Genomic DNA, 22,065 nt, shown 5'->3' with positions numbered 1-22,065 from the left:
GATCAACTCGCTGATATTTCACTAGCCCAGCCAAGCTTGTCACGGCAGGTGGCGTAGAAATTATGGTCTGTGGGGTGAATCAACCGGATCTTGAACGGCTTTTTGGTAATGCGAATGATATCGCCTGGCGCGCAGGCAATGTTCATCTGGCCGTCAAAGCTGATTTGCGGATAGGTTTCATTGGTCTCCCCGATCACCAGTTTGATTTCACTCTTGCCATCGACAACGATCGGCCGGCTACTGAGAGTGTGGGGAAACATGGGCACCAGAACAATGGCGTCCAGCTTCGGGTGCATAATCGGACCACCGGCAGACAGCGAATAGGCGGTAGACCCTGTCGGCGTAGAGACAATCAGGCCATCCGAACGCTGGCTGTAGACGAAATGGCCGTCGATGAAGAGGTCAAAGCCAATCATCCGGGTGGATTTACCGGGATGCAGTACGACATCGTTCAGGGCCGTACCAAACCCCAGGGGCTGGCCGTTGCGCTCAACATTGCCATCCAGCAGGAACCGCGTCTCCTCCATGTACTCGCCTTCCAGAACCTTGCCCAGGCGTTCCTCAAGATCGGACGGCGAAATGTCAGTCAGGAAGCCCAACCGCCCACGGTTCACCCCAAGCAGGGGAATCTTGGACTTGGCCAGCTCCCGGGCGGCGCCCAGAAGGCTGCCATCCCCGCCAACCACGATGACCAGATCACAGATTTCGCCCAGAAGCTTTTTGCTGGCCACCTGCAGGCCATGCCCTGGCAGCATGCTGGCTGTGTCTTCTTCAAGAATGACGTGGTAATTGTTGGTGATCAGGTACTGTTTGAGCTGGCGCAGTGATTCAACCACTTTCACACTGCCCATTCGGCCAATTACACCAATGTTCCTGAACTGATCCATGAAGTTTCCTGTGATGTCGGGATGCGGCGGGGACCAACGAAACCGTTACCCCGGTGACAATCTGGCGTACAGTTTAACGAAAGTCACCCCGATACTGAAAAAGTTCAAACCTCAGGCCTGGTGTTTCTCACACCGATCGTCAACGCCCGGGCGGAATTCCGAGGGCTGGCTTACCCGCAGGATCGGCTCACCACAGGGTTTGCCATCGTTGCCCTTGTGGGTGCACACAGGATTTTCATAGTGATCCAGCCATTCACGATAGGCGGGCTCATTCATGCCGCAGCGTTCCGCGGCGTAGGCGGTGGGGTTGCTGAAGTAGGTCTCAATGTCCTTGAAGGGCAGCGTTACGTGACCGACGCCTGGCTGGTAGGCCACCAGGAACACCGTCTGGCGCTGCAGATGGTCCATGATGGAGTCTTCCGGAGGTTCGCGGTTTCTAAGCTCGTGGTTTTCTTCCTCGAGAGCGACAATCTTCTCGTCTCTCAGCTCCAGTTCACGCTGACGCCGCTCCAGCTGCTCCCTGAGGAGCAGGAGCTCGGCACCCGCGTTTGAATCCTCCCGCTGTTTCTCCTCACCTACCGCGGCCATCTGCTCCTGCATGGCGAGGTACTGCTCGTTTCTTTCGGAAAGTCGCTTCTTGAGCTGCTCATTACTGAGGCGCTGGCGTTCGTATTTCTGCTCGAGATCCGCAATATCACTGCGTAACCCCTGGACCTCCAGCCGGTGCTCTCGCTGGATATCCGAAAGCGCGTCGCGGTGAACACTCTGGAGGGTCTTGATCCGCAGACGTTGCTCACGAATCAACTGCGCCAGGCGGGAACGGTCGGCGGCGGCTGCGGCCTCTTCGCGCTCCGAAGAATCTTCTGCCTGCTCACTCAGAACCGGAATATTCTCTTCCTGTACCGGCTCAACTTTACGGAATTTAAGGCTATTGGCCTCTACTGCCTTGCGAATGGCCTGGAAATGATTATTACCCGGGGTCATGTCCGGGTCCCAAAGATCCTCCTTGAACTTGGGATCGGGGCATTGGCTTCGGCAAACCAGCCGGATCGGACCACCGCCCATGTCCGGCCCCTTGGCGCCTTGCCTGGCGAGCTCTTCAATCGGCAGGTTCCAGTGACTGTCTGCCCTGCCCTCCTCATCAAACCAGATTCGGAAAAACACGAGTGCCTGAACCCGAAGATCGGGACTCAACTCAACCAGAACAGCCCTGACATCGGTTTCGGCAAGATCGGACAGCCCAACATAGCCATCCAGGAAAGCGCCGAATTCCGTGGCCCGCATTTCGCGAGCCACCTGGCTTCCTTCCACAAAAAATACCGCCGAATAACCATCGGTTGCCTGGTCGGCAGACACCATTGCACGTTCTCCAAAGTTCAACGACTCGACACCACACGACAGAACACTGAGAGATGTTCCATCCGATCGTAGTGCCGGCCTCTTCAACCCCAGCCTCCCGGAGCCGGGGCGAAGACGCAAGCTGACAGACTCAAAGCTATTAGTCTAGCCAGACAATCGTTTCTGCACAGGGAAAAAGTGCAACGATTTGTGATCGCGTTTGCGCTTAAAGCTCTGCTGCCAGGCGACTGCCCTGGTTGATCGCTCGCTTGGCATCGAGTTCAGCCGCCACATCCGAGCCACCAATCAGGTGAACTGGCAGGCCCGCTGCCTCAAGCTCGCTTTGCAGTTCGCGCAGCGGCTCCTGGCCCGCGCAGACGATAATGGTATCCACGGGCAGCACACGATCTTCGCCCTGCTCTGCACCTTTCGGCGTGACCGTTATATGCAGCCCCTCATCATCGATTTTACGATAGGTCACACCGGGCACCATCTGAACCTGACGGTTTTTCAGGGAAGTCCGGTGAATCCAGCCGGTGGTCTTGCCCAGGTTTTTGCCCACTTTCGAGGCCTTGCGCTGAAGCAGGTAGACTTCCCGGGCCGGCTCCGGTACCTGGGGCTCAACGCCCTGGATGCCACCACGATGCTCGACACTGAGATCCACACCCCACTCACGCATGAAGTGATCGGTATCCAAAGCAGCTGACGTGCCCTTGTGGACGATAAACTCGGAGACATCGAAACCGATACCGCCGGCGCCGATCACGGCCACTTTCTGGCCAACCGGCTTGCGCTCCAGCAGCGCGTCCAGATAACCGATCACTTTGGGATGATCGATACCCTCGATTTCCGGCGTACGCGGCTTTACGCCCGTGGCCAGAATCACTTCGTCAAAGCCACCGGCTTTCAGGTCGTCAGCGCTTACCCGGGTGTTCAGGCGTACATCGACCTGATGCTTGTCGAGCATCACCCGGAAGTAACGCAACGTCTCGTAAAACTCTTCCTTGCCCGGAATCAGCTTGGCAACGTTGAACTGGCCACCAATCTCACTGCCGGCGTCAAACAGTGTCACCTTATGGCCACGCTCTGCCGCCACGGAAGCAAAAGCCAGTCCTGCCGGGCCGGCACCAACCACCGCGATGGATTTGGGCTTCGCGGTCTTCACGTAGGTCAGCTCGGTTTCATGACAGGCGCGGGGATTGACCAGGCAGGACGTCAGCTTGCCACTGAAGGTGTGATCAAGGCAGGCCTGATTACAGCCGATGCAAGTGTTGATCTCCTCCGCGCGATCTTCCGCCGCCTTCAGAACCAGATCGGCGTCTGCGAGGAACGGCCGGGCCATGGACACCATATCGGCATCGCCCTCGGCCAGAATCTTCTCGGCGACGTCCGGCATGTTAATCCGGTTGGTGGTGACCAGAGGAATGCTCACTTCACCTTTCAAGCGCGCGGTCACCTTGGTAAATGCGCCCCGGGGAACTGAGGTGGCAATGGTAGGTACGCGGGCCTCATGCCAGCCAATACCCGTATTGATGATGGTTGCACCCGCCTTCTCGATTTCCTTGGCCAGATGCACCACCTCTTCCCAGGTACTGCCGTCTTCAATCAGATCCAGCATGGACAGGCGGTAAATCAGGATAAAATTCTCGCCCACTCGTTCACGAACCCGGCGAACGATTTCGATGGGCAGACGAATGCGGTTTTCGTAACTGCCACCCCAACGGTCAGTCCGATGGTTGGTGTGAGACACAATGAACTGGTTAATGAAGTAACCCTCTGACCCCATCACTTCAACGCCGTCATAACCGGCGCTTTGTGCCAGTGCGGCGCACTCCGCATAGTCCTGAATCTGCTTCTCGATGCCGTCTTCATCCAGCTCCCGGGGCTTGAACGGATTGATTGGCGCCTGAATGGCAGAGGGTGCCACCAGCTCCGGAGAATAGGCGTAGCGGCCAGCGTGGAGGATCTGCATGCAGATCTTGCCATCAGCTCCATGCACCGCATCGGTAATGACCCTGTGCTTCTCGACTTCCTCTTCGGTGGTCATCTTGGCGGCGTGCTGGAAAACGCCCCCCTCCACATTCGGAGCAATACCGCCAGTCACGATCAGGCCGGCACCGCCTCTGGCACGCTCTGCATAGAATGCCGCAAGGCGTTCGAAGCCATTTTTGGCCTCTTCCAGGCCGGTGTGCATGGAGCCCATCAGGGTGCGGTTACGCAGTTTGGTAAAACCAAGGTCCAGTGGCTCAAGCAGGTTCGGGTACTTGGCAACGCCTGGCGTCGTGCTCGCGGTCATGTTTGCTCTCCTCATCGTGATCTTGGGCGGAACGCCTGTAAATGACAGGGCTCCGTTCATTGTTGAGCCTTAAACTACCCGCGCATCTTGCCATCGACAATATCCAGGGATAACATTTTATTATCTTTGCATAACATGTCAGACAAAGGCTTCAATGAACGCCCACCTCTCCAGCCCGTCAAAAAACCGAAACTCACTCGGAGACATCAGTGTTCTCTATGTGTCGGCTCTTTTGCGGGCCGCCGAAGCCGAAGGCGCCAGCAGCGCAGAACTGGCATCCCGTTTCCAGCTTGACCACCAGACCCTGACATCACCGGAAGCGCGCATCAGCATCCCGCGGTTTATGCGTCTGGGGCATGCCGCTATCAACGAGACCGGCAACCCGGCTCTCGGGCTGAGAATGGGGGCGCTATCACGCGCTGTCGACGCGGGTATTGCAGGGCTGGCCGGAGAAACCGCCGCCACCGCTGGCGCGGCACTCGCCACGCTGATTCGCTACGCTCTGCTAACCAGCCGCAATAGCCGTGGCGTTCCAACGGTCCAACCGGAAACCCGGCAAGCAAAGTTCTACTCGATTCGTCCCTATAACGGCTTCAACTACTTCGTGGTGGATTCTGTTCTTGCCGCGTGGACCCAGTTTCTCAGGACCGTTACGGGCCGTTATGACGTTCTGGAGAAGGTCACTATCGAATACCGATCAATCGGCCAGGATGATTTGTTCGAGAGCTGGTTCCGCTGCCCCGTGCAGTTTGGAGCTTCGAACAACAGCCTTACCGTTCGTCAGGATATTTGGGAAAGCGCCAGCCAGCAGGCTCAGCCGGCCATGCATGAAAAGCTTTCGGATCTCTGCGAACGGGAACTGCAGCAGATACGACGGGGGTGGACCACAGGCGACCGCGTAAAAAACCTTCTCACACCCCTGTTTCGGGGCGAGACACCCAGCCTGGAAACCATTGCAGTTAAACTGGGGATTGCGCCATGGACGCTCCAGAGACAACTGGCCGCCGAGGGAACCGGATTCAGGGAACTGGTGGATGAAACGCGAAAACAGTTAGCGCGGGATTATATTCGGGAGACAGAGACATCACTGGCGGAGATTGCCTGGCTTCTGGGTTTTGCCAATCCTGCGGCCTTCCACAAGGCCTACCGGCGCTGGTTCAATCTAAGCCCCGGGGAGCACCGAAAGCAGATCAGACATGGGTGACATCGGTGATGGTTTCATCCCTTGCCTATAACTCCATGGCGTCGTCCCAGCCATCATCGTCTTCATATTCTTCGAACTGGTTTTCAATCAACTCTTCTTCGTAATCCCGCATCACAGCCTTCCTGATTCCTGAATTTTCAGAAATAGCCTAGAAGTTCTCAATGACAGAACGATGACAATGAAGCTTGGCGTTGAATGTAATGCAACTGGAGAAGTCGGATAACGTGAAAGGTAAAACGAGGGAAAAAATGGCGGAGCGGACGGGACTCGAACCCGCGACCCCCGGCGTGACAGGCCGGTATTCTAACCAACTGAACTACCGCTCCGTGCGGGTCATCACAACTTGCCTTGAAAAGGCTTGGCAATCAAGGGTGTGATTGCTCTGTGACAACGAGGGCGCATTATAAAGAGGCGCCCTGTTATGTCAACGCTTTTTCTTAAATATTTTCAGAAAAAGCGTTCTGTTACATGGCATCGACCATCGCGTCCTTGCCCTGGGCGGTTTTGCGGTATTCGATAGGTGTCATTCCGGACCAGCGTTTGAATGCGCGATAAAAAGTGCTGGGCTCAGAAAAGCCGGTCAGGTAGACAATCTCATCAATGGATTCATCGGTGGTTGCCAGCAACTGACGGGCCAGGCGATAGCGAAAATCCGCGAGTACCTGATTGAAACTGGTCTCGGCCTCTGTCAACCGGGTACGCAGGGTCCTCGGCTTGATGCCGAGCCGCTCGGCCACGGCATCGAGGGTGACCTCTCCACTATCGAGGAGCTCTGCGACAATCCGCTCCACCTGACCAACGATGTCTTTCTTCTCCAACCGGGCAACCTGTTCGCTGGCAAACCGCTCGTGCAGATCCAGCAGCTCCGGCTCGGCATGCGGCGAGGCATGGGAAAGCAGCTTGGCCGGGAAATACAGCCGGTTTTCCGGCGCACCGAAGGTGACGTCGCACCCCAGCACCTCGCGAACATGATCCTGGCCCTCGGCACGCTCATGCTCGAACTCGATGCGTGACGGGTAAAAGTTGCCATCGGTGATGGAGCGAAAAAAGGTAATCAGTCCCAGCACGAAACATTCATTGAAATGCCGTAAACGACGTACATCATCAGACGCTGCATCCAGAACCATGCAGGCATCGTCGCCCTCAATGAAGAAATCGGTGTTAGCAGCATCACTCAGCAGACGCTGATAGTTCTGGGCCCGACGCAGGCCCTCGCCGAAGGTTGGGCTGCTCAGAAAGAGGTATTCCAGCACCTGCCCCTTATACGCTGGCAGCAACTGTCCCAGATGCAGGCCAACATCCGGATCGCCGGAAACATCCTCAACAGCCTGCCAGAAGTACATCTGCGCACTGTGGGGAGTTCGAAGCTGTTCGGTATAAACGTAATTTTCATCCACACCCAGACGGCTGAAAATCGCATTGGTATCGATTCCCTTCTTTTTCATCGCCTCATAAATCAGGCGCAACATCACTCCCGCGTCACGAAGTTCCTGCATAAGATCCCGTTTTCTTATTTGTTGACTTCTACTTTGGCCGGCCGGACAGTCGCCGGGGCTCGCCAGGTCAATGCCTGATCTGGCAGGGTTTGCCACACTCCAGAGGTTTGTCAGATCCAGAGGGCCCAGAAAAGGCACCCTGTTAGACAATCGTCTTATATTAGAGCATATCAGGCCACGAACGCCGAGTTGTACCAAAATGTAAAAAAAAGCATATCCTCTGCTACTACGCTTTTACTCAGGCAGCGCCGGCATTTCCGGTCGAGGCTATAAAGGAGAACATCCATGCCAGAGACCCTCGTTTACCACACGACACCACCCGCCCTATTGCCCATGTATGGCAGAACACTGCTGCCGAAACAAAAGCAAACCGGCGGTGACGTCAGCATCCCGGAGTTAGCCGCCAGCCTGCTTGGCGTCAGTACTGCCGGCAAGAACCTCAAGCGCTACCAGCAGGTCTGTGGCTTCGCGGCAGGTAGCCATCTGCCCGTCACCTGGCCCCATGTGCTGGCTTTTCCACTGCACCTGAAACTGCTCACCGAGAAGGCCTTCCCCCTCCCGCTGCTTGGCCTGGTGCACCTGCGAAACACCATTACCCAGCACCGGCCGATCGGCACCGGGGAGAACCTGGATTTATCTGTACGACTGGGGAATACCGTGAAAAGTGACCGGGGCGTGGAGTTTGATCTCATCACCGAGGCTCGCTCGGCTGGCAAACTGGTCTGGGAAGAAGCGAGCACGACGTTGTTCCGACAACCGGATGGCGAGAGCAAGTCGTCCGGCAAAAAAACACCGCCAGAGCTGGAACGTTATCCAAACACCGAAAATTTCAAGGCGCCCGAATCGATTGGCCGGCAATACGCCCGGGTATCCGGCGACAGCAACCCGATCCACATGCATGCCCTGAGCGCCAAAGCGTTCGGCTTTCCACGGGCAATCGCCCACGGTATGTGGACCAAAGCCCACGCACTGGCGTTACTGGAACAACAGGAAGGCTGGCAAGCCAGTGCCCTCAGCATCAGCTGCCAGTTCAAGAAACCGCTGTTTCTGCCTGGTACAGCCCAACTGAACTGGAAAACCGGAGAAACGGGGTGGGACTACCAGGTGCTGAATGCCAAAGGCGATGCGCCCCATCTGACCGGGCGCGTCGACTGGTTTTAGGCAGGCTTGCCATCCGGTGCGCAGGGGGAACCCTGGGCGCCGGCAACGGGCAACGTGAAATAGAAACAGGCACCACCGCCTTCCGGCCGCTCGAAACCGATGTCGCCACCCTGCGCCTGTATGAGGGAACGGCAGGTTGAAAGACCAATCCCCATCCCTTCATCCTTGGTCGTGAAGAACGGCAGGAACAGTTTCTCTTCGGCATCTTCCGAGAGGCCGATGCCGTGATCCCGCACCTGGATTCGAACACAGGTGCCACCCTGCACACTGGCACTCACTTCTACCGGCGCGCTGGAATCAATACTGCTGGTCGCTTCCAGAGCGTTGCGAATCAGATTCAGGGCGACCTGCTGTACCTGAACCGGATCGGCCAGAACCTCAGGCATATCCTCAGGCACGGACAGCTCAATAGCGCCCTTGTTATTACGCATATCCACCTCGGCAAACTGCCGGGTGTCTTCCAGCAACGCAGGCACCGACAGTACTTCCTTGCCCGTCGCCGGTTTTTTCATGAATCGACGAATGCGTCGGATGATTTCACTGGCGCGGTGGGACTGTGCCTCGATCTTGTCGAGGGTCTCCTGGAGCAGCCCCATATCAGGGCTTTCCTTTGCCATCATCCGCTTGGCGACCCGGGCATAATTGGTGATGGCGGTCAGCGGCTGGTTCACCTCATGGGCAACGCCGGCGGCCATTTCACCCATGGTGGTCAGGCGCGAGGTATGGGCAAGCTGATCGCGCTGTTCCTGAACCAGTTGCCGGGCATCCTCCAGCGCCTTTTCATTGTCCAGTTCGGCGGTGATATCCCGGAATACAACAACAGCACCGTGGAGCTCGTCAGAGTCCAGTTTCGGCGTTGAGCGGTACTCCGCCGGAAATCCGGTTCCGTCGGCCCTTAGCATTCGGATATCCCGCTGGTTCTCGGCCACACCCTGCTGACAGGTCGCCTTCACCGGCAGTCCGTCCGGATTGTCACCGGCAGTCGCGAAGTGGGTTTCGAAGAAATCACGACCAATCAACTCTTCCACCGGGCAGCCAACAATTGATGCCGCCGCCGGATTGGCAAATTCAATAATGCCGTTCTCATCGAGGCCGTAGATGCCTTCGCTGATGGAGTTCAGAATCCGGGCCTGGTCACTCTGCAGCTCCCGGTTGCGGGCCTGCAACTCTCTTTCAAGACGAATAACGCTGGCGTGGGTTTTCACGCGAGCGATCACTTCCTGGGACTGGAACGGCTTGGAGATGTAGTCGGCACCGCCGAGTGAAAAGCCCTTCACCTTTGCCTGCAGGTCGTCCAGCGCAGACAGAAAGACGACGGCACAGTCGGCCGTCTGCGGGGCGGCCTTGAGGCGCTCGCAGACTTCATAGCCGTCCATCTCCGGCATCATGATATCGAGGAGAATCACTTCGGGCTGATGGCGGTGGGCAAGGTCGAGGGCCTTTTCACCCTCGTTGGCAATGAGTAGCCGGTAACCTTTGTCTTTCAGGGTCTCATAGAGGACTTTGAGGTTCTGCGGATTGTCATCCACGAGCAGAACCGTCACCTCCGAGTTCTCGCTGACAGCTTCAGTCATAAATGTCGGGCCGGTTAGAAAAGTAACCGTATGATGCCGCCGGGATCACCCTGCGTCGATAAGGTCCTTTACGGACAGGACCATACGAACGAGATGTGCCAGGGAATGGGTCCCCATCTTGTGCATAACGCGGGAACGGTGGATCTCGACCGTGCGCTGGCTGATTTCCAGCTCAATGGCAATCACCTTGTTGGCCTGGCCAGCAATCATCCGATCCATGATCTCGTGTTCCCGGGGGGTCAGGCTCTTGATGCGGCGAATGATCTCCCGCTTCTCGTCCAGAGACTTGCGCTGCTCAAGGTCCTGTTTGAGGGCTGCCTCAATTTTCTCCAGCAGTGCCTCCTCACGGTAGGGCTTCTGAATGAAGTCCACAGCGCCCTCTTTCATGGCGTCGACGGCCATGGGGACGTCACCGTGACCCGTCACAAAGATAATCGGCAATATAGAGTGTTTTTCATTGAGCTTTTTCTGGAGCTCCATACCGTCCATGCCCGGCATGCGAATATCCAGCACAATGCAGCCTGCCATCTTGTCGGAATAGTCCTTCAGGAAAGCGGTTGCACTCTCATAGGTCTTTACCGGCTTGCCGTCGGATTTCAGCAGCAGCTCCAGGGAATCGCGGACTGCTTCATCGTCCTCAACAACGTACACGGTTTGCTGGATATCAGTCATGGGTGTGTTCTCTCCTGTCCGTTTTCTTATGATCGCCGGTCAGTGAATTGACGGGTCTTTATGGTCGTCACGGGCATGTTCCTGGCGCTCGTGTTCCCGCATTTTTTCTAGCCGTTGCTGGATAATGCCAAAAACGCTCTGCTTCGGGTACCTGCCTTTGTCATCGGCCTTGCCCGCAGGCTTTCCAAGCAGCAGCGTGATGGCCTCTTCAACACGGGCGACCGCGTAAACCGCAAACTGCCCCCCGCGCACTGCCTGCACCACTTCGCTGTCAAGCATCAGGTTCTGCACATTGGTGGATGGCACAATGACACCCTGGCTGCCTGAAAGCCCACCCTTGAGCTGGCAGGTGGTAAAAAAGCCTTCCACTTTTTCGTTGACACCGCCAATGGGCTGAACCTCACCAAACTGGTTGACCGACCCCGTAATCGCAAGATCCTGCCGAACCGGTATACCGGAAAGAGACGAAATCAGCGCGCACAGCTCTGCCAGAGAAGCACTGTCTCCGTCCACTTCACCGTAGTTCTGCTCGAAGGTCAGACTGGCCGACAGGTGCATCGGATCGTTGACCGCAAAATGGGAGGCTAGCCAGGAGCTCAGGATCATCACGCCCTTGGAGTGCAGATTGCCACCAAGCTTTACATCTCGCTCAATATCCATGACCGCGCCATCTCCATAATAGCAGGTAGCGGTGACACGGTTGGAAAGACCGAACTCAAATCCACCCGTGGACAGCACCGAGAGTGCATTAACCTGGCCAACACACGTGCCACTTGTAGTTACGAGCGTTGTGCCGTCACGGATGGAATCATAAAACTGATCCCGGATCCGGCTGCTGCGGTATTTCGCGCTTTCCAGCGCGCGCTCAACGTGCAGGTCCTGGATCAGCTTGGCACCGGCCTGACGGGCCCAGAAATCGGATTCCCGCAGCAGGTTGGCAATATCGGCCGCATGCAGGGACAGTCGATCCTGATGCTCGGCCATACGGGCACTGTGCTCAATCACCCGGGCAACCGCCTTGTTCGAACAGTGCAGCAGCTTCTTCTCGCTCACCAGGCTGGCGATAAACTTGGCATATAGCAGCTGACTGTCATCGGAACGGTACATTTCGTTCTCGAAATCCGCCGTGACTCGAAACAGCTCGGCGAATTCGGAATCGTACTCCTGCAGCAACATCCAGGTTTCACGGTCGCCGAACAGAACAATCTTGACGTCCAGGGGCACCGACTCCGGTTCAATTGAGATGGTTCCGGACAGCGTCAGTTCCCGTTCCAGGGAATTTATCTGTATGGACTTCGAACGCAGCGCACGCTTGAGGCCATCCCATACGAACGGTTGCTCCAGAACCTTGATGGCGTCCATCAACAGATAGCCGCCGTTGGCCCTGTGCAGGCTGCCCGGGCGAATCAGGGAGAAATCCGTGAACACGGTGCCCTTGTAGGTGACGTTCTCAACGTAACCGAACAGGTTGTGGTAGGTGGGGTTATCCTCCACAACCATCGGCACTTCGTTGGTTTTCTGATGCACCAGAACATTGACGAGGTAACGGCGGGGCATCTTCTTGTCGAGGGACGCATACGCAATCGCTGCCTGTTCCTCGTTGTCATCGAGGAAAATCTCGAGATTTTCAACCAGGTCCGCCCGAACCGCTTCAAAGAAGGCGACCACGTCCGGCAGATCCTTGTATTTCTCGATCAGCTCATCGATCTGATGACCTGAGATACTCTCGAGGGTCTCCTGGTTCAGGGCTTGCTGTTTATCAGCGTATTCCTGCTCCCAGTCCGCCAGTTTGCGAAGCGCCTGCCGGAGCTTTTTCTCAAGCTTGTTGATGGCATCTTCGAACTTGTCGCGCTGCTCATCGGTCAGAGCCTGGAAAGATTCCGCAGTGTGGGGTTCGTCGCCATTCATGGCCACCAACCGATAACCGCCCGGGGTTGTCACAGTGAGGCTGACTTTTTTGCGCTTGGCCTGGGCCGCCACCTTCTCCAGCTCGTCTTCCTGCTTTTTGCCGTATTCGTTTTTCAACTGTTCCGAGCGCTCAAGAAAGCTGTCGCTGTCAAAGGTCTGGGGAATAACCTTGACCAGGCGACTCATCAGCTTTTCCATATCCTGTTTGAGCTGGGTACCCTTCCCGGCCGGGAGCTGCAACAGCTTCGGAATGCGCGGCTCCTCGAAGTTGGCCACGTAGCACCAGTCATGGCTCTGCTGATCCGTATCCACATGATGCTCGAGGTAACGCAGCATCATGGTGCGCTTACCCAGGCCATTACGGCCAACGGCATAGACGTTGTAACCGCCATGGGGCATTGCCAGAGCAAAACGCACAGCCTCCTGGGCACGGTTCTGGCCAACGATTTCAGCCAGGGGCTCCAGTTGCTTGGTGGTTTTGAACGGCAGATCTTTCAGAACACAGGCTTTGTAAAGCTGGTGCAGAGGCAGTGACTTCAAGGTTTGGTCCTGTAACGGTTAACACATTGGCCGGTCATTGTAGATTCTGCGGTCGGCTCTGTCGCGTTCAGCACGAAGATTTCTGGAGTCGCGCACAGTGCGCGGGATTTTGTTAGGCAGTTCACAATTCCGCCGCCGCTCATTTTTCAGCCAGCCTTTCCGGAACTACACTTCATGTCCCAACCATAAAAACAATGCACGCAACGGACGCCAGCGTATGACCAATGATTCCGCAGAGCGCAGAATCAAGGATCGTTACCCCGCCTCCTGCCTGAAGGTCCAGCTCCGGGAGCGTAGCTTCCTTGGTCGTGGCAAACACCCCACGCCGGTTACCTGCCTGGACCTCAACCGGTACGGAATGGCAGTGCTATGCCCCCGACCAGTAGAGCCGGGCGCCCGTCTGTTCATGGATTTTGACGGCAAGTACATCAGCGAATCGCGGGTTTGTGCCCGGGTGGTGGAATGCCAGCCCTTCCAGACCGGCTATCGCGTCAGTGTCCAGTTCAGCTATTGCCTGGACAAGAAGGGCTATTCACGAACTGTCGACAATGCCCTGTCGCGGATTGAAGGCTTCTACAACCGGTTTGCCAGCTGAGCCAGGCCTTCGGAATCAAACCAGCCCGGCGTCAAGGCTGGCCGCAACATACATCCCCAGCTCCCGACACTGATCTTCAAACTCTTCCCGGTATTCACCCCGGCAGATCAAAGGCTCCTGGACCAGCTTCCAGCGTAGCCCGGTAGTAATGCTTTCTATTGCCCGCTTGGTGCCCGTGCCGTCATGGCCGGCGCGAATGTAATAGGCAAAAGGCAGCCCCTGGGTTTTCTCGAGGCAGGGATAGTAGCTGCGATCGAAGAAGTCTTTTAAAGCACCACTCATATACCCGAGATTCTCAGTGGTGCCCAGAATAATGGCGTCGCAGGCAAGAACGTCTTCGGGACCGGCATCCAACGGTGCCAGAACGGTTACTTCAACGTTTTCGATATCTTCATGGCGGGCACCCTCATCCACAGCTTCTCGTAGGCGGAGGGTGTTCGGGGAAGGCGCATGGGCAACAATCAAAAGTTTCTTCATGCCATCCATACGTCCTCCCTACATCAAGCTTAGAGCAGCTCGCCGTTGGCTTCTGAAGGCTCTTCTTTTGCGTCTTTCTTCGGTTCAGGCTTGGGCATCAACTTGTCCCGAACCTTGGCTTCGATCTCGTTGGCAATGTCCATGTTTTCTTCCAGGAACTTGCAGGCGTTGGCCTTGCCCTGACCGATCTTGTCGCCATTGTAGGCGTACCAGGCTCCGGACTTGTCGACAAAGCCTTCCTTGACGCCCATATCCAGCACTTCCGCCATGTGGTAAATGCCCTTACCGTACATAATCTGGAACTCAGCCTGCTTGAACGGCGGCGATACTTTGTTCTTGACCACTTTCACGCGGGTCTCGTTACCGACCACTTCGTCACCATCTTTCACGGCACCAATGCGGCGGATATCAAGGCGAACGGAGGAGTAGAATTTCAGCGCGTTACCACCGGTGGTGGTTTCGGGCGAGCCAAACATAACCCCGATTTTCATACGGATCTGGTTGATGAAAATCATCAGGCAGTTAGCGTGTTTGACATTACCGGTCAGCTTGCGAAGCGCCTGGGACATCAGTCGCGCCTGCAGACCCACGTGGCTGTCGCCCATTTCACCCTCGATTTCCGCTTTCGGGGTCAGGGCCGCCACGGAGTCCACGATGATCACGTCTACCGCATTGGAACGAACCAGCATGTCGGCAATTTCCAGGGCCTGCTCACCGGTATCCGGCTGGGACACCAGAAGGTCGTCCACATTGACGCCCAGCTTTTCGGCGTAAACCGGATCGAGCGCGTGCTCGGCATCCACGAATGCACAGGTTTTGCCGGCTTTTTGTGCTTCGGCAATTACCTGGAGGGTGAGCGTCGTCTTACCGGAACTTTCCGGACCGTAGATTTCGCAAATTCGACCATATGGAAGACCGCCAATACCCAGGGCAACGTCCAGGCCAAGGGAACCGGTGGAGACCGCAGGAATGGCTTCGCGGGGCTGATCGCCCATTTTCATCACGGCGCCCTTGCCGAACTGGCGCTCAATCTGCCCAAGTGCTGCGCTCAATGCTTTCTTGCGGTTGTCTTCCATCAGTGCAAACCCTCTGTCGCCTGGGCCGCCACCCTCAGGAAAAGGCTGGCAGCGAAATAGTGAATCGGGAATCTGTACAGCTCGAACAGCCCATTCCCTGTATATTTGAACAGTATTAAAACATAACCCGCAGAGGAGACCAACCCCTCCGGATGTGAAAGCCGTCAGACTTCGTCCACAAAATTGTTAACCCCTTGAAGGGCAAAGAGAACGGCCTGCCTGCGGACCTGATCACGATCACCCTCAAAGTGTTTTACCACGGCCACGGTGGAGGCCGGGCTGCTACCCCAGGCAAACCAGACGGTGCCCACAGGCTTGTCATCGCTGCCACCGCCGGGCCCGGCAACACCACTGATAGCCACGGCAACGTCAGCATCTGTCGCCACCAGGGCACCGGCAACCATTTCCCGCACCACCGGTTCGCTGACCGCACCGTGTTCATCCAGCGATTTCCGGGTTACGCCCAGAAGCCCCTGCTTGGCCTCATTGCTGTACGTGACCAGGCCACCCAGCACGTAGGCCGAAGAACCGGCACGATCGGTCAGTACCTTCGCAACCCAGCCGCCGGTGCAACTCTCCGCCGTCGCAACGGTACGGCCGGTTGTCAGCAGTCGTTCACCAAGGCGGTTGCCTGCCTCTTCCAATTCCTGATCGCTGGCCAGCATAATGACCTCCTTCGTTTCATCACGGCGGTTATTTTCTTACAATTCACGCCTTCATCCAAAGCAAGGCTACCGGACCCGTTCATGTCAGCAGCTCAGACCGATCTTTCCAAGCACACCCCAATGATGCAGCAGTACCTGAAGATCAAGGGCCAGCACCCCAATGAACTGGTTTTTTACCGCATGGGGGACTTTTACGAACTGTTCTACGAAGATGCCAAGAAAGCGGCCGAGCTGATGGGTATTACCCTCACCGCCCGGGGCCAATCTGGCGGCAATCCGATCCCCATGGCCGGCATCCCCTATCACTCTTCTGAGGGCTACATTGCCCGGCTGGTTCGGGCAGGTCAATCCATCGCCATCTGCGAACAGATCGGAGATCCTGCCACCAGCAAGGGTCCGGTTGAGCGACAGGTGGTGAGGATCGTCACACCGGGGACCCTGAGCGACGACGCCTACCTGGAGGATCGACGGGACAATCTACTGGTGGCTATCTATAACCATCGGGAGCAGTTCGGTTTTGCCTCGCTCGATATTTCCAGCGGCCGTTTTGCCGTGTCGGAGCTGGAAAACCTGGAGGCCCTGCAGGGCGAACTGCAGCGCCTGCGTCCGGCGGAAATCCTGATCAGCGAGGATTTTCCCTACGAGGACGTTCTGGAGGGTTTCACCGGAATACGCCGTCAGGGGCCCTGGCTCTTCGAATCCGATACGGCCCGCAGGGTTATTACCCATCAGCTTCAGGTCAGGGACCTGACAGGTTTCGGCTGCGAGGAACTCAATCTCGCCGTCTGTGCCGCGGGCTGCCTGCTGCAGTATGCCAAGGAAACCCAGCGTACCGCCCTGCCCCATATTCGCAAGCTGACCCGCGAACGGCGCGATGAAGCAGTCATCCTGGACGCGGCCAGCCGTCGCAATCTGGAAATTGACACCAATCTCATGGGCGGCCACCAGTATACCCTCGCCTGGGTCATGGACCGCACCGCCACATCCATGGGTGGACGGGAACTCCGGCGCTGGCTGAATCGGCCGCTTCGGGATGTGGAAATCGTCCGCCAGCGTCAGCAGGCGGTATCGGCACTGCTGGACGGGTTCCACTATGAGCCGGTGCACGATCTGCTGAAAGCTGTTGGCGACATTGAGCGCGTGCTCGCACGGGTCGCCCTTCGTTCGGCCCGCCCAAGAGACCTGGCGCGGCTTCGGGATGCCTTCCAGGCCCTGCCGGACCTGCAGGAAACCCTGAAACCGGTCAATTCCCACCACGTCGTCAGGCTGGCGACCATCATTGGGGAATACCCGGAACTGGCGGATCTGCTGGAGCGCGCCATCATCGACAATCCCCCGGTCGTGATCCGTGAAGGCGGGGTCATCCGGGAAGGCTTCGACGAGGAGCTGGACGAGCTGCGCAACATCAGCGAAAACGCCGGCCAGTATCTGCTGGATGTCGAAACCCGGGAGCGGGATCGCACCGGTATCAGCACCCTCAAAGTAGGTTACAACCGGGTCCACGGCTACTACATCGAAATAAGCCGGGCCCAGTCCGATCAGGCGCCGGTGGATTATATTCGCCGGCAGACCCTGAAAAACGCCGAGCGATTCATCACGCCGGAACTCAAGGAGTTCGAGGACAAGGCCCTGAGTGCCAAGAGCCGGGCCCTGGCCCGTGAGAAAGGCCTTTACGATGACGTACTGGAAACCGTCGCCGGGCAACTTGCGCCACTTCAGGATGCCGCGCAGGCACTGGCAGAACTGGATGTGCTGAGTAATTTTGCCGAGCGCGCCACCTCTCTGCGCTTTTCCGCGCCGGAGTTCAGCGAATCCCCGGGTTTTGACATTGAGGAAGGGCGCCATCCGGTGGTTGAACAGTTGCTGGACGAGCCCTTCGTACCGAACGATCTGCTAATGGACACCCAGCGCCGCATGCTGGTGATAACCGGCCCGAACATGGGCGGTAAATCCACCTATATGCGTCAGGCCGCGCTGATTGCGCTGCTCGCCTACACCGGCAGTTTCGTGCCCGCCAACCGGGCAGTGATCGGCCCCGTGGACCGGATTTTCACCCGGATGGGCTCCTCCGACGACATCGCCGGCGGCCGGTCCACCTTCATGGTGGAAATGACCGAAACCGCCAACATCCTGCACAACGCCACCGAGCACAGCCTGGTGCTGATGGACGAGGTGGGCCGGGGCACCAGCACCTTTGATGGCCTGTCACTGGCCTGGGCCACCGCCGAGCACCTGGCCCGGGAAATCCGTTGCTACACCCTGTTTGCCACCCACTATTTCGAGCTCACCCATCTGGCCGATGAGTTGCAGCATGCCGTCAACGTGCATCTGACAGCCACCGAGCACGATGACAGCATCGTATTCCTGCACAACGTGCATGATGGCCCGGCGAGCCAGAGCTATGGGCTCCAGGTAGCCAAGCTGGCCGGCGTGCCCCAGGATGTGATCCGAAATGCCAAAACCCAGCTTTCCAATCTGGAAGGCTCTGCCTCTCCAAAGGCGCCGGCAGACATGGGCGGCGAACCGCAAAAAGACACACCCCGCACCAAACCGGCAACGCAGGTCAGCGAACCGGTTTACCAGGGCGATATGTTCGCCAGCATGGAGCCCAGTGCCGTGGAAGACGCGCTTAAAGAGCTGGATCTGGATGGGCTGACACCCCGCGATGCCATGAACCAGCTCTACGAACTGAAGGCGCTGATGAAGAAATAGCGCAAAATTGATCTGTGTAATAAGGTTATAGCAGCCCAATGCTTGCGGCTGTGCGGGTCGCTCCCTACAATATCGCGCACCAAAATATAACGGTGGCGCCCGAAGGCGCTCCTGATGAGACTGACCGACCACTGGACCAGGGATCTGACTATGGCGTTTATCGTTACTGATAACTGCATCAAGTGTAAATATACGGACTGCGTGGAAGTCTGCCCGGTAGACTGCTTCTACGAAGGCCCAAACTTTCTGGTAATCGACCCGGACGAATGCATCGACTGCGCCCTGTGTGAGCCCGAGTGCCCTGCCGAAGCCATCTTCTCGGAAGACGAGCTGCCCGCCGATCAGGTCCAGTTTGTAGAGCTGAATGCTGATCTGGCCGCAAAATGGCCGAATATCACTGAAAAGAAAGACCCGCTGCCCGACGCCGAAGAGTGGGATGGCAAGCCGAACAAGCTGCAGTATCTGGAAAAGTAAGACTTCAGAGCTGAAACGGAAAAAGGGAAGCTGCGGCTTCCCTTTTTCTTTGTGCGAAGAGCATCAGAAACGGTCAGGTACTGGCGAGCTTGGCCCCCATGGCCACGAAAAACCCGCCGGTCAGGCCGTTCAGCATCCGCTTCATCCGCGCATTCACACCCAGACTCCGGAAGGTGACCACCACCCAGGCCAGACCGCACTGCCAGAGCATGGCCAGCAGGAAATGCACCCCGGCCAGCATCAGGGACTGCTGAAAGGCGTTACCGACGGGATCCACAAACTGGGGTAGCAGGGCCATATAGAACAGCGCCGTTTTCGGATTCAGAACGTTGGATAACAGCCCCTCACGGAACGACGCCACCATGGTGACCTTCCGGCGAGCAACCTTTTCCTCTTTTACCTCGGGGGCGTCGCCACGGCGAAGGGCCTGACGCAATGAACCGATGCCCAGCCACACCAAATAGCAGGCACCGGCCCATTTCAGGGCGGAAAAGGCCCAGGCGGTTTCCACCAGCAGAAGGGAAATGCCGAGGGCCGAGAGCGTGGCATGAATGAACAGGCCGCTGCAGATGCCAACGCTGGTGACACAACCATCCCGCAAACCACCCCGGCCGGTATTGCGCATCACCAGAAGGGTATCAACACCCGGTGTAATGGTGAGCAGGGTAATGGCGACGAGATAGGCCCAGAACAGATCCGAGATCAAAACCATTCCCTCATAAACTCTTGAACGAAACGTTCCAGAGGAGCCCGAACAACACAATCCGGGAAGTCAGGCTTCCTGCTGGAGAATCTTGCGCGCAGCGGCGGACTTGTAAAATGGCGCAAGCCGCCGGCGAATCAGGGCCTCAACATAGCCCTCTTCGCGCAATACGTCTATAACCGGAATTGCGTAGGCATCAATCTCCGCCATGACGACTTCACGGCTGACCCCCATGTCGCCTAGCAAGTCAGTCAGCGGGCGTTCGCCATATTTTACGAACAGGTGGGAAACCACCGCCCGGGCACAGTTCTCGAAGTATCCGGTCTTGCGGAACTGCAGCCAGAACTCATACCCCAGCACCACAAACTCCTGCAGTTCCACGTCGCCAAGACCTTCATGCAGCTCGGCAATGGTACGGTCTTCCAGCGACACCCAGGCCGCCATGACACTGTCCCGGAGCTCGTCGTCAGACAGGGCACTATGCAGGAACTGCTCACTGCGGCTGATCAGTCCGGGCAGGCTGTCCGACAGCCAGGCCTTCAGACGCCGCTCCAGGGTTTCATCCAGTCCCGGCACCGCCCGGTTGGCCATGCGCTTGCCGAACTTCATCATTGAACCAACGCCCGGTACGGATTTGGCGATCAGGTTATCCTCATAGAGGTAGTTCACCAGACCGTGGTAAACCACATTGGACACCAGCTCCTGATAAACCGGGTGCGCCATGATTTCGCTGATCACCCGCTCCCGCTGCTGCCGGAGCTCCAGAGCCTCTTCCAGAAAGCCGGTGGCCTGTTCGCGGGTGATGATCTCGCCCAGGGTGGTCTTTGACTGCACATCGGCATTGAGCACCTCGGTGGCCATCTCCGCAGCCAGTTCCGGAATGCCTGCATCCAGTTCCATGTCCATAACGATACGCTGGATAACGCCCATCACCTGCTCTTCCGAGGTTATCCGGCCAAGGGTTATCTCGCCGGCATAATGCCAGAGCTCATCGAGCTCCTGCTCCAGGAACTTGCGCAGCTTTGCGCCCTTTAGCGAAGCCAGCTCATGTTTCACATGCTGCTCAAGCAGTTGGTTGGCGAGATCCGTTTTGCCTTTGGTCATGGCGTCAGTTGTCCTGTTGAAGAAATGAAACACACAGGCCAGAGGCTAACACGAACGAAACGCTGGCAGGTTTGCCAAAACTACAGGTGGAGAGGCGCGGCCGGGCCAGTATGATTCAGTCACGCACTCTGAGAAGGAGTTACTGAAAATCGTTGAAGGTGTGGGGTTCCGCAGCAAGTGCGAGGCAAAGACTGCCGGGGCCAACGTAGATGCTGCTGGTAATCCCCATCTGGGAGAGCAGCAGTTCCACACCATTGCGTTCGCAAGCATCGCGCAGTCGGTTGAGCCCGGGCAAATCCTCGATCTCCGTCCAGGTAAGACCACAGGACAGGCTTACATAGGGTGTCAGAAGCCCGGCTTCGACACGGGCAGCGGCATAGTTCATCACCTTTTCCACGGCCACGTCGAAACTCCGGGTTTTGGCCGCGGGCTGGCCCTCGGCCCCTTGCCCGAAGATAACCGGCGTAATGTTCAGTGCTTTGCCCAGGAAGGCAACCAGCGCCGATACACTCTTGTCGCCACGCCGCCGTGCCCGTTCACGGATGTAGTGCAGATCCCTCGGAATGACGCAGGTGTAGATCTTGTCGCTGAAGGTTTCCACCTCATGGCGCAGGGCATTCTTGGACACATTCTGGCCGATCAGCTTGAGCGTGTGGGCTGCCAGCAGGCCCTGGCCGGCAAAAATCTGTTTACTGTCGATCACACGCATAAAGAACCGGCCATCACGACCGGCGGCTTCCCGCGCACCTTCGTAATTCGCCAGGACACTGTTCATAGCCTCGGTGGCATTCTGGAAAATCAGGCTTCGGGATTTCGTGACCGTCTCGCAGATAGCAATATCGAACTGGGTGACGATCTTCTCCATGAACAGATCGTGTATCTGCTCTGCGGTGAAGGCGCGGGTTTCCGCCTGATGTCCTTTCTGCAACAGGCCGCTCTGATAGAACTCCTGGGTCCGAACCGGATCATGCTTGTCTATGTAGGTCTGGCCATCGATTACAGCGGTTACCGGCAGCACGAACAGGTCGTGCTTGCGGCTGAACTCATAGGGTAAGTCGCACGCAGAATCGACGATCAAACCAACTCGCATGGTGGGCCTCCAGCTCCGGGTAGCTTCTCGAACGGAAGCCCCCTTTATTGTCGTTATTCTTTGTGCCGCACAGTTTTACACACCGCGATCAGA

At 57.2% G+C, this 22,065-nt stretch carries 18 protein-coding genes and 1 tRNA gene; 5 read left to right on the top strand and 14 right to left on the bottom strand.

Annotation, left to right across the window (positions count from 1 at the left end):
- Positions 1–2 precede the first annotated feature (2 nt).
- From BM035_RS09885 to BM035_RS09875, 3 genes are all read right to left on the bottom strand, one after another.
- Entirely contained in the window at positions 3–887 is an 885-nt protein-coding gene (locus tag BM035_RS09885; RefSeq protein ID WP_008170512.1) for an NAD(+) kinase, read from the bottom strand.
- A gap of 111 nt (positions 888–998) precedes the next feature.
- A complete protein-coding gene (locus BM035_RS09880) occupies positions 999–2,246 on the bottom strand; it encodes a DNA repair protein (RefSeq protein WP_092031546.1) in 1,248 nt (415 codons plus the stop codon).
- A gap of 205 nt (positions 2,247–2,451) precedes the next feature.
- Positions 2,452–4,521, bottom strand: coding sequence for an NADPH-dependent 2,4-dienoyl-CoA reductase (locus tag BM035_RS09875; protein ID WP_062785208.1), 2,070 nt, complete (start codon positions 4,519–4,521; stop codon positions 2,452–2,454).
- A 154-nt stretch (positions 4,522–4,675) separates the two neighbouring features.
- Here BM035_RS09875 and BM035_RS09870 point away from each other — a divergent pair, with 154 nt between their 5' ends.
- The gene (locus tag BM035_RS09870) at positions 4,676–5,725 is read left to right on the top strand and encodes an AraC family transcriptional regulator (protein WP_092031544.1); all 1,050 of its coding nucleotides are present in this window, start codon (positions 4,676–4,678) and stop codon (positions 5,723–5,725) included.
- Positions 5,726–5,974: 249 nt separating this feature from the next.
- Here the strand turns inward: BM035_RS09870 and BM035_RS09865 are convergent.
- Together BM035_RS09865 and BM035_RS09860 are read right to left on the bottom strand one after the other, a co-directional pair.
- Positions 5,975–6,051, bottom strand: a tRNA-Asp gene (locus BM035_RS09865).
- 138 nt (positions 6,052–6,189) lie between these two features.
- Positions 6,190–7,221, bottom strand: a complete 1,032-nt coding sequence (locus tag BM035_RS09860) for an AraC family transcriptional regulator (protein WP_008170520.1) — start codon at positions 7,219–7,221, stop codon at positions 6,190–6,192.
- 285 nt (positions 7,222–7,506) lie between these two features.
- Here BM035_RS09860 and BM035_RS09855 point away from each other — a divergent pair, with 285 nt between their 5' ends.
- Positions 7,507–8,382, top strand: coding sequence for a MaoC family dehydratase (locus BM035_RS09855; RefSeq protein WP_092031542.1), 876 nt, complete (start codon positions 7,507–7,509; stop codon positions 8,380–8,382).
- On the opposite strand, the gene BM035_RS09850 is transcribed toward BM035_RS09855, so the two are convergent.
- From BM035_RS09850 to BM035_RS09840, 3 genes are read right to left on the bottom strand one after another with little or no spacing between them, the layout of a single operon-like run.
- Positions 8,379–9,956 (bottom strand): ATP-binding response regulator, encoded by a 1,578-nt coding sequence (locus tag BM035_RS09850; RefSeq protein ID WP_088557704.1) that lies wholly within the window; start codon positions 9,954–9,956, stop codon positions 8,379–8,381. The genes BM035_RS09855 and BM035_RS09850 overlap by 4 nt on opposite strands.
- Positions 9,957–10,001: 45 nt before the next feature.
- Complete coding sequence (fixJ, locus tag BM035_RS09845; RefSeq protein ID WP_092031540.1) at positions 10,002–10,628, bottom strand: response regulator FixJ; 627 nt, start codon at positions 10,626–10,628, stop codon at positions 10,002–10,004.
- Between the two features lie 39 nt (positions 10,629–10,667).
- Complete coding sequence (locus BM035_RS09840) at positions 10,668–13,076, bottom strand: ATP-binding protein (protein WP_092031537.1); 2,409 nt, start codon at positions 13,074–13,076, stop codon at positions 10,668–10,670.
- A 217-nt stretch (positions 13,077–13,293) separates the two neighbouring features.
- Here BM035_RS09840 and BM035_RS09835 point away from each other — a divergent pair, with 217 nt between their 5' ends.
- A complete protein-coding gene (locus BM035_RS09835; protein WP_008170530.1) occupies positions 13,294–13,671 on the top strand; it encodes a PilZ domain-containing protein in 378 nt (125 codons plus the stop codon).
- Positions 13,672–13,686: 15 nt separating this feature from the next.
- On the opposite strand, the gene BM035_RS09830 is transcribed toward BM035_RS09835, so the two are convergent.
- The 3 genes from BM035_RS09830 to pncC form a co-directional block, all read right to left on the bottom strand.
- Positions 13,687–14,157 (bottom strand): flavodoxin family protein, encoded by a 471-nt coding sequence (locus BM035_RS09830; RefSeq protein ID WP_008170531.1) that lies wholly within the window; start codon positions 14,155–14,157, stop codon positions 13,687–13,689.
- A 20-nt stretch (positions 14,158–14,177) separates the two neighbouring features.
- Positions 14,178–15,224: a recombinase RecA gene (gene recA, locus BM035_RS09825; protein WP_092031535.1), complete on the bottom strand. Its 1,047-nt coding sequence runs from the start codon at positions 15,222–15,224 to the stop codon at positions 14,178–14,180.
- Positions 15,225–15,388: 164 nt separating this feature from the next.
- Entirely contained in the window at positions 15,389–15,889 is a 501-nt protein-coding gene (gene pncC, locus BM035_RS09820; protein ID WP_008170536.1) for a nicotinamide-nucleotide amidase, read from the bottom strand.
- 81 nt (positions 15,890–15,970) lie between these two features.
- On the opposite strand from pncC, the gene mutS reads away from it, so the two are divergent.
- Positions 15,971–18,601: a DNA mismatch repair protein MutS gene (gene mutS / locus BM035_RS09815; RefSeq protein ID WP_092031532.1), complete on the top strand. Its 2,631-nt coding sequence runs from the start codon at positions 15,971–15,973 to the stop codon at positions 18,599–18,601.
- A 150-nt stretch (positions 18,602–18,751) separates the two neighbouring features.
- Positions 18,752–19,075, top strand: a complete 324-nt coding sequence (gene fdxA, locus BM035_RS09810; RefSeq protein WP_008170541.1) for a ferredoxin FdxA — start codon at positions 18,752–18,754, stop codon at positions 19,073–19,075.
- Between the two features lie 73 nt (positions 19,076–19,148).
- Here the strand turns inward: fdxA and BM035_RS09805 are convergent, their stop codons facing one another.
- From BM035_RS09805 to BM035_RS09795, 3 genes are all read right to left on the bottom strand, one after another.
- Positions 19,149–19,787 carry a LysE family translocator gene (locus tag BM035_RS09805; protein WP_092031530.1) on the bottom strand — a complete coding sequence of 213 codons (639 nt, stop codon included), beginning with the start codon at positions 19,785–19,787 and terminating at the stop codon, positions 19,149–19,151.
- Positions 19,788–19,847: 60 nt separating this feature from the next.
- The gene (locus tag BM035_RS09800; RefSeq protein ID WP_092031527.1) at positions 19,848–20,882 is read right to left on the bottom strand and encodes a hypothetical protein; all 1,035 of its coding nucleotides are present in this window, start codon (positions 20,880–20,882) and stop codon (positions 19,848–19,850) included.
- Positions 20,883–21,021: 139 nt separating this feature from the next.
- Positions 21,022–21,972, bottom strand: coding sequence for a DegV family protein (locus BM035_RS09795; RefSeq protein ID WP_008170544.1), 951 nt, complete (start codon positions 21,970–21,972; stop codon positions 21,022–21,024).
- Positions 21,973–22,065: the final 93 nt, after the last annotated feature.

This window comes from Marinobacter sp. DSM 26671 (genome assembly GCF_900112835.1).
GTDB classification, from domain to species: domain Bacteria; phylum Pseudomonadota; class Gammaproteobacteria; order Pseudomonadales; family Oleiphilaceae; genus Marinobacter; species Marinobacter flavimaris.
Note: the sequence above shows the minus strand (reverse complement) of the source record. Positions and strands in the feature narration are given on the sequence as shown.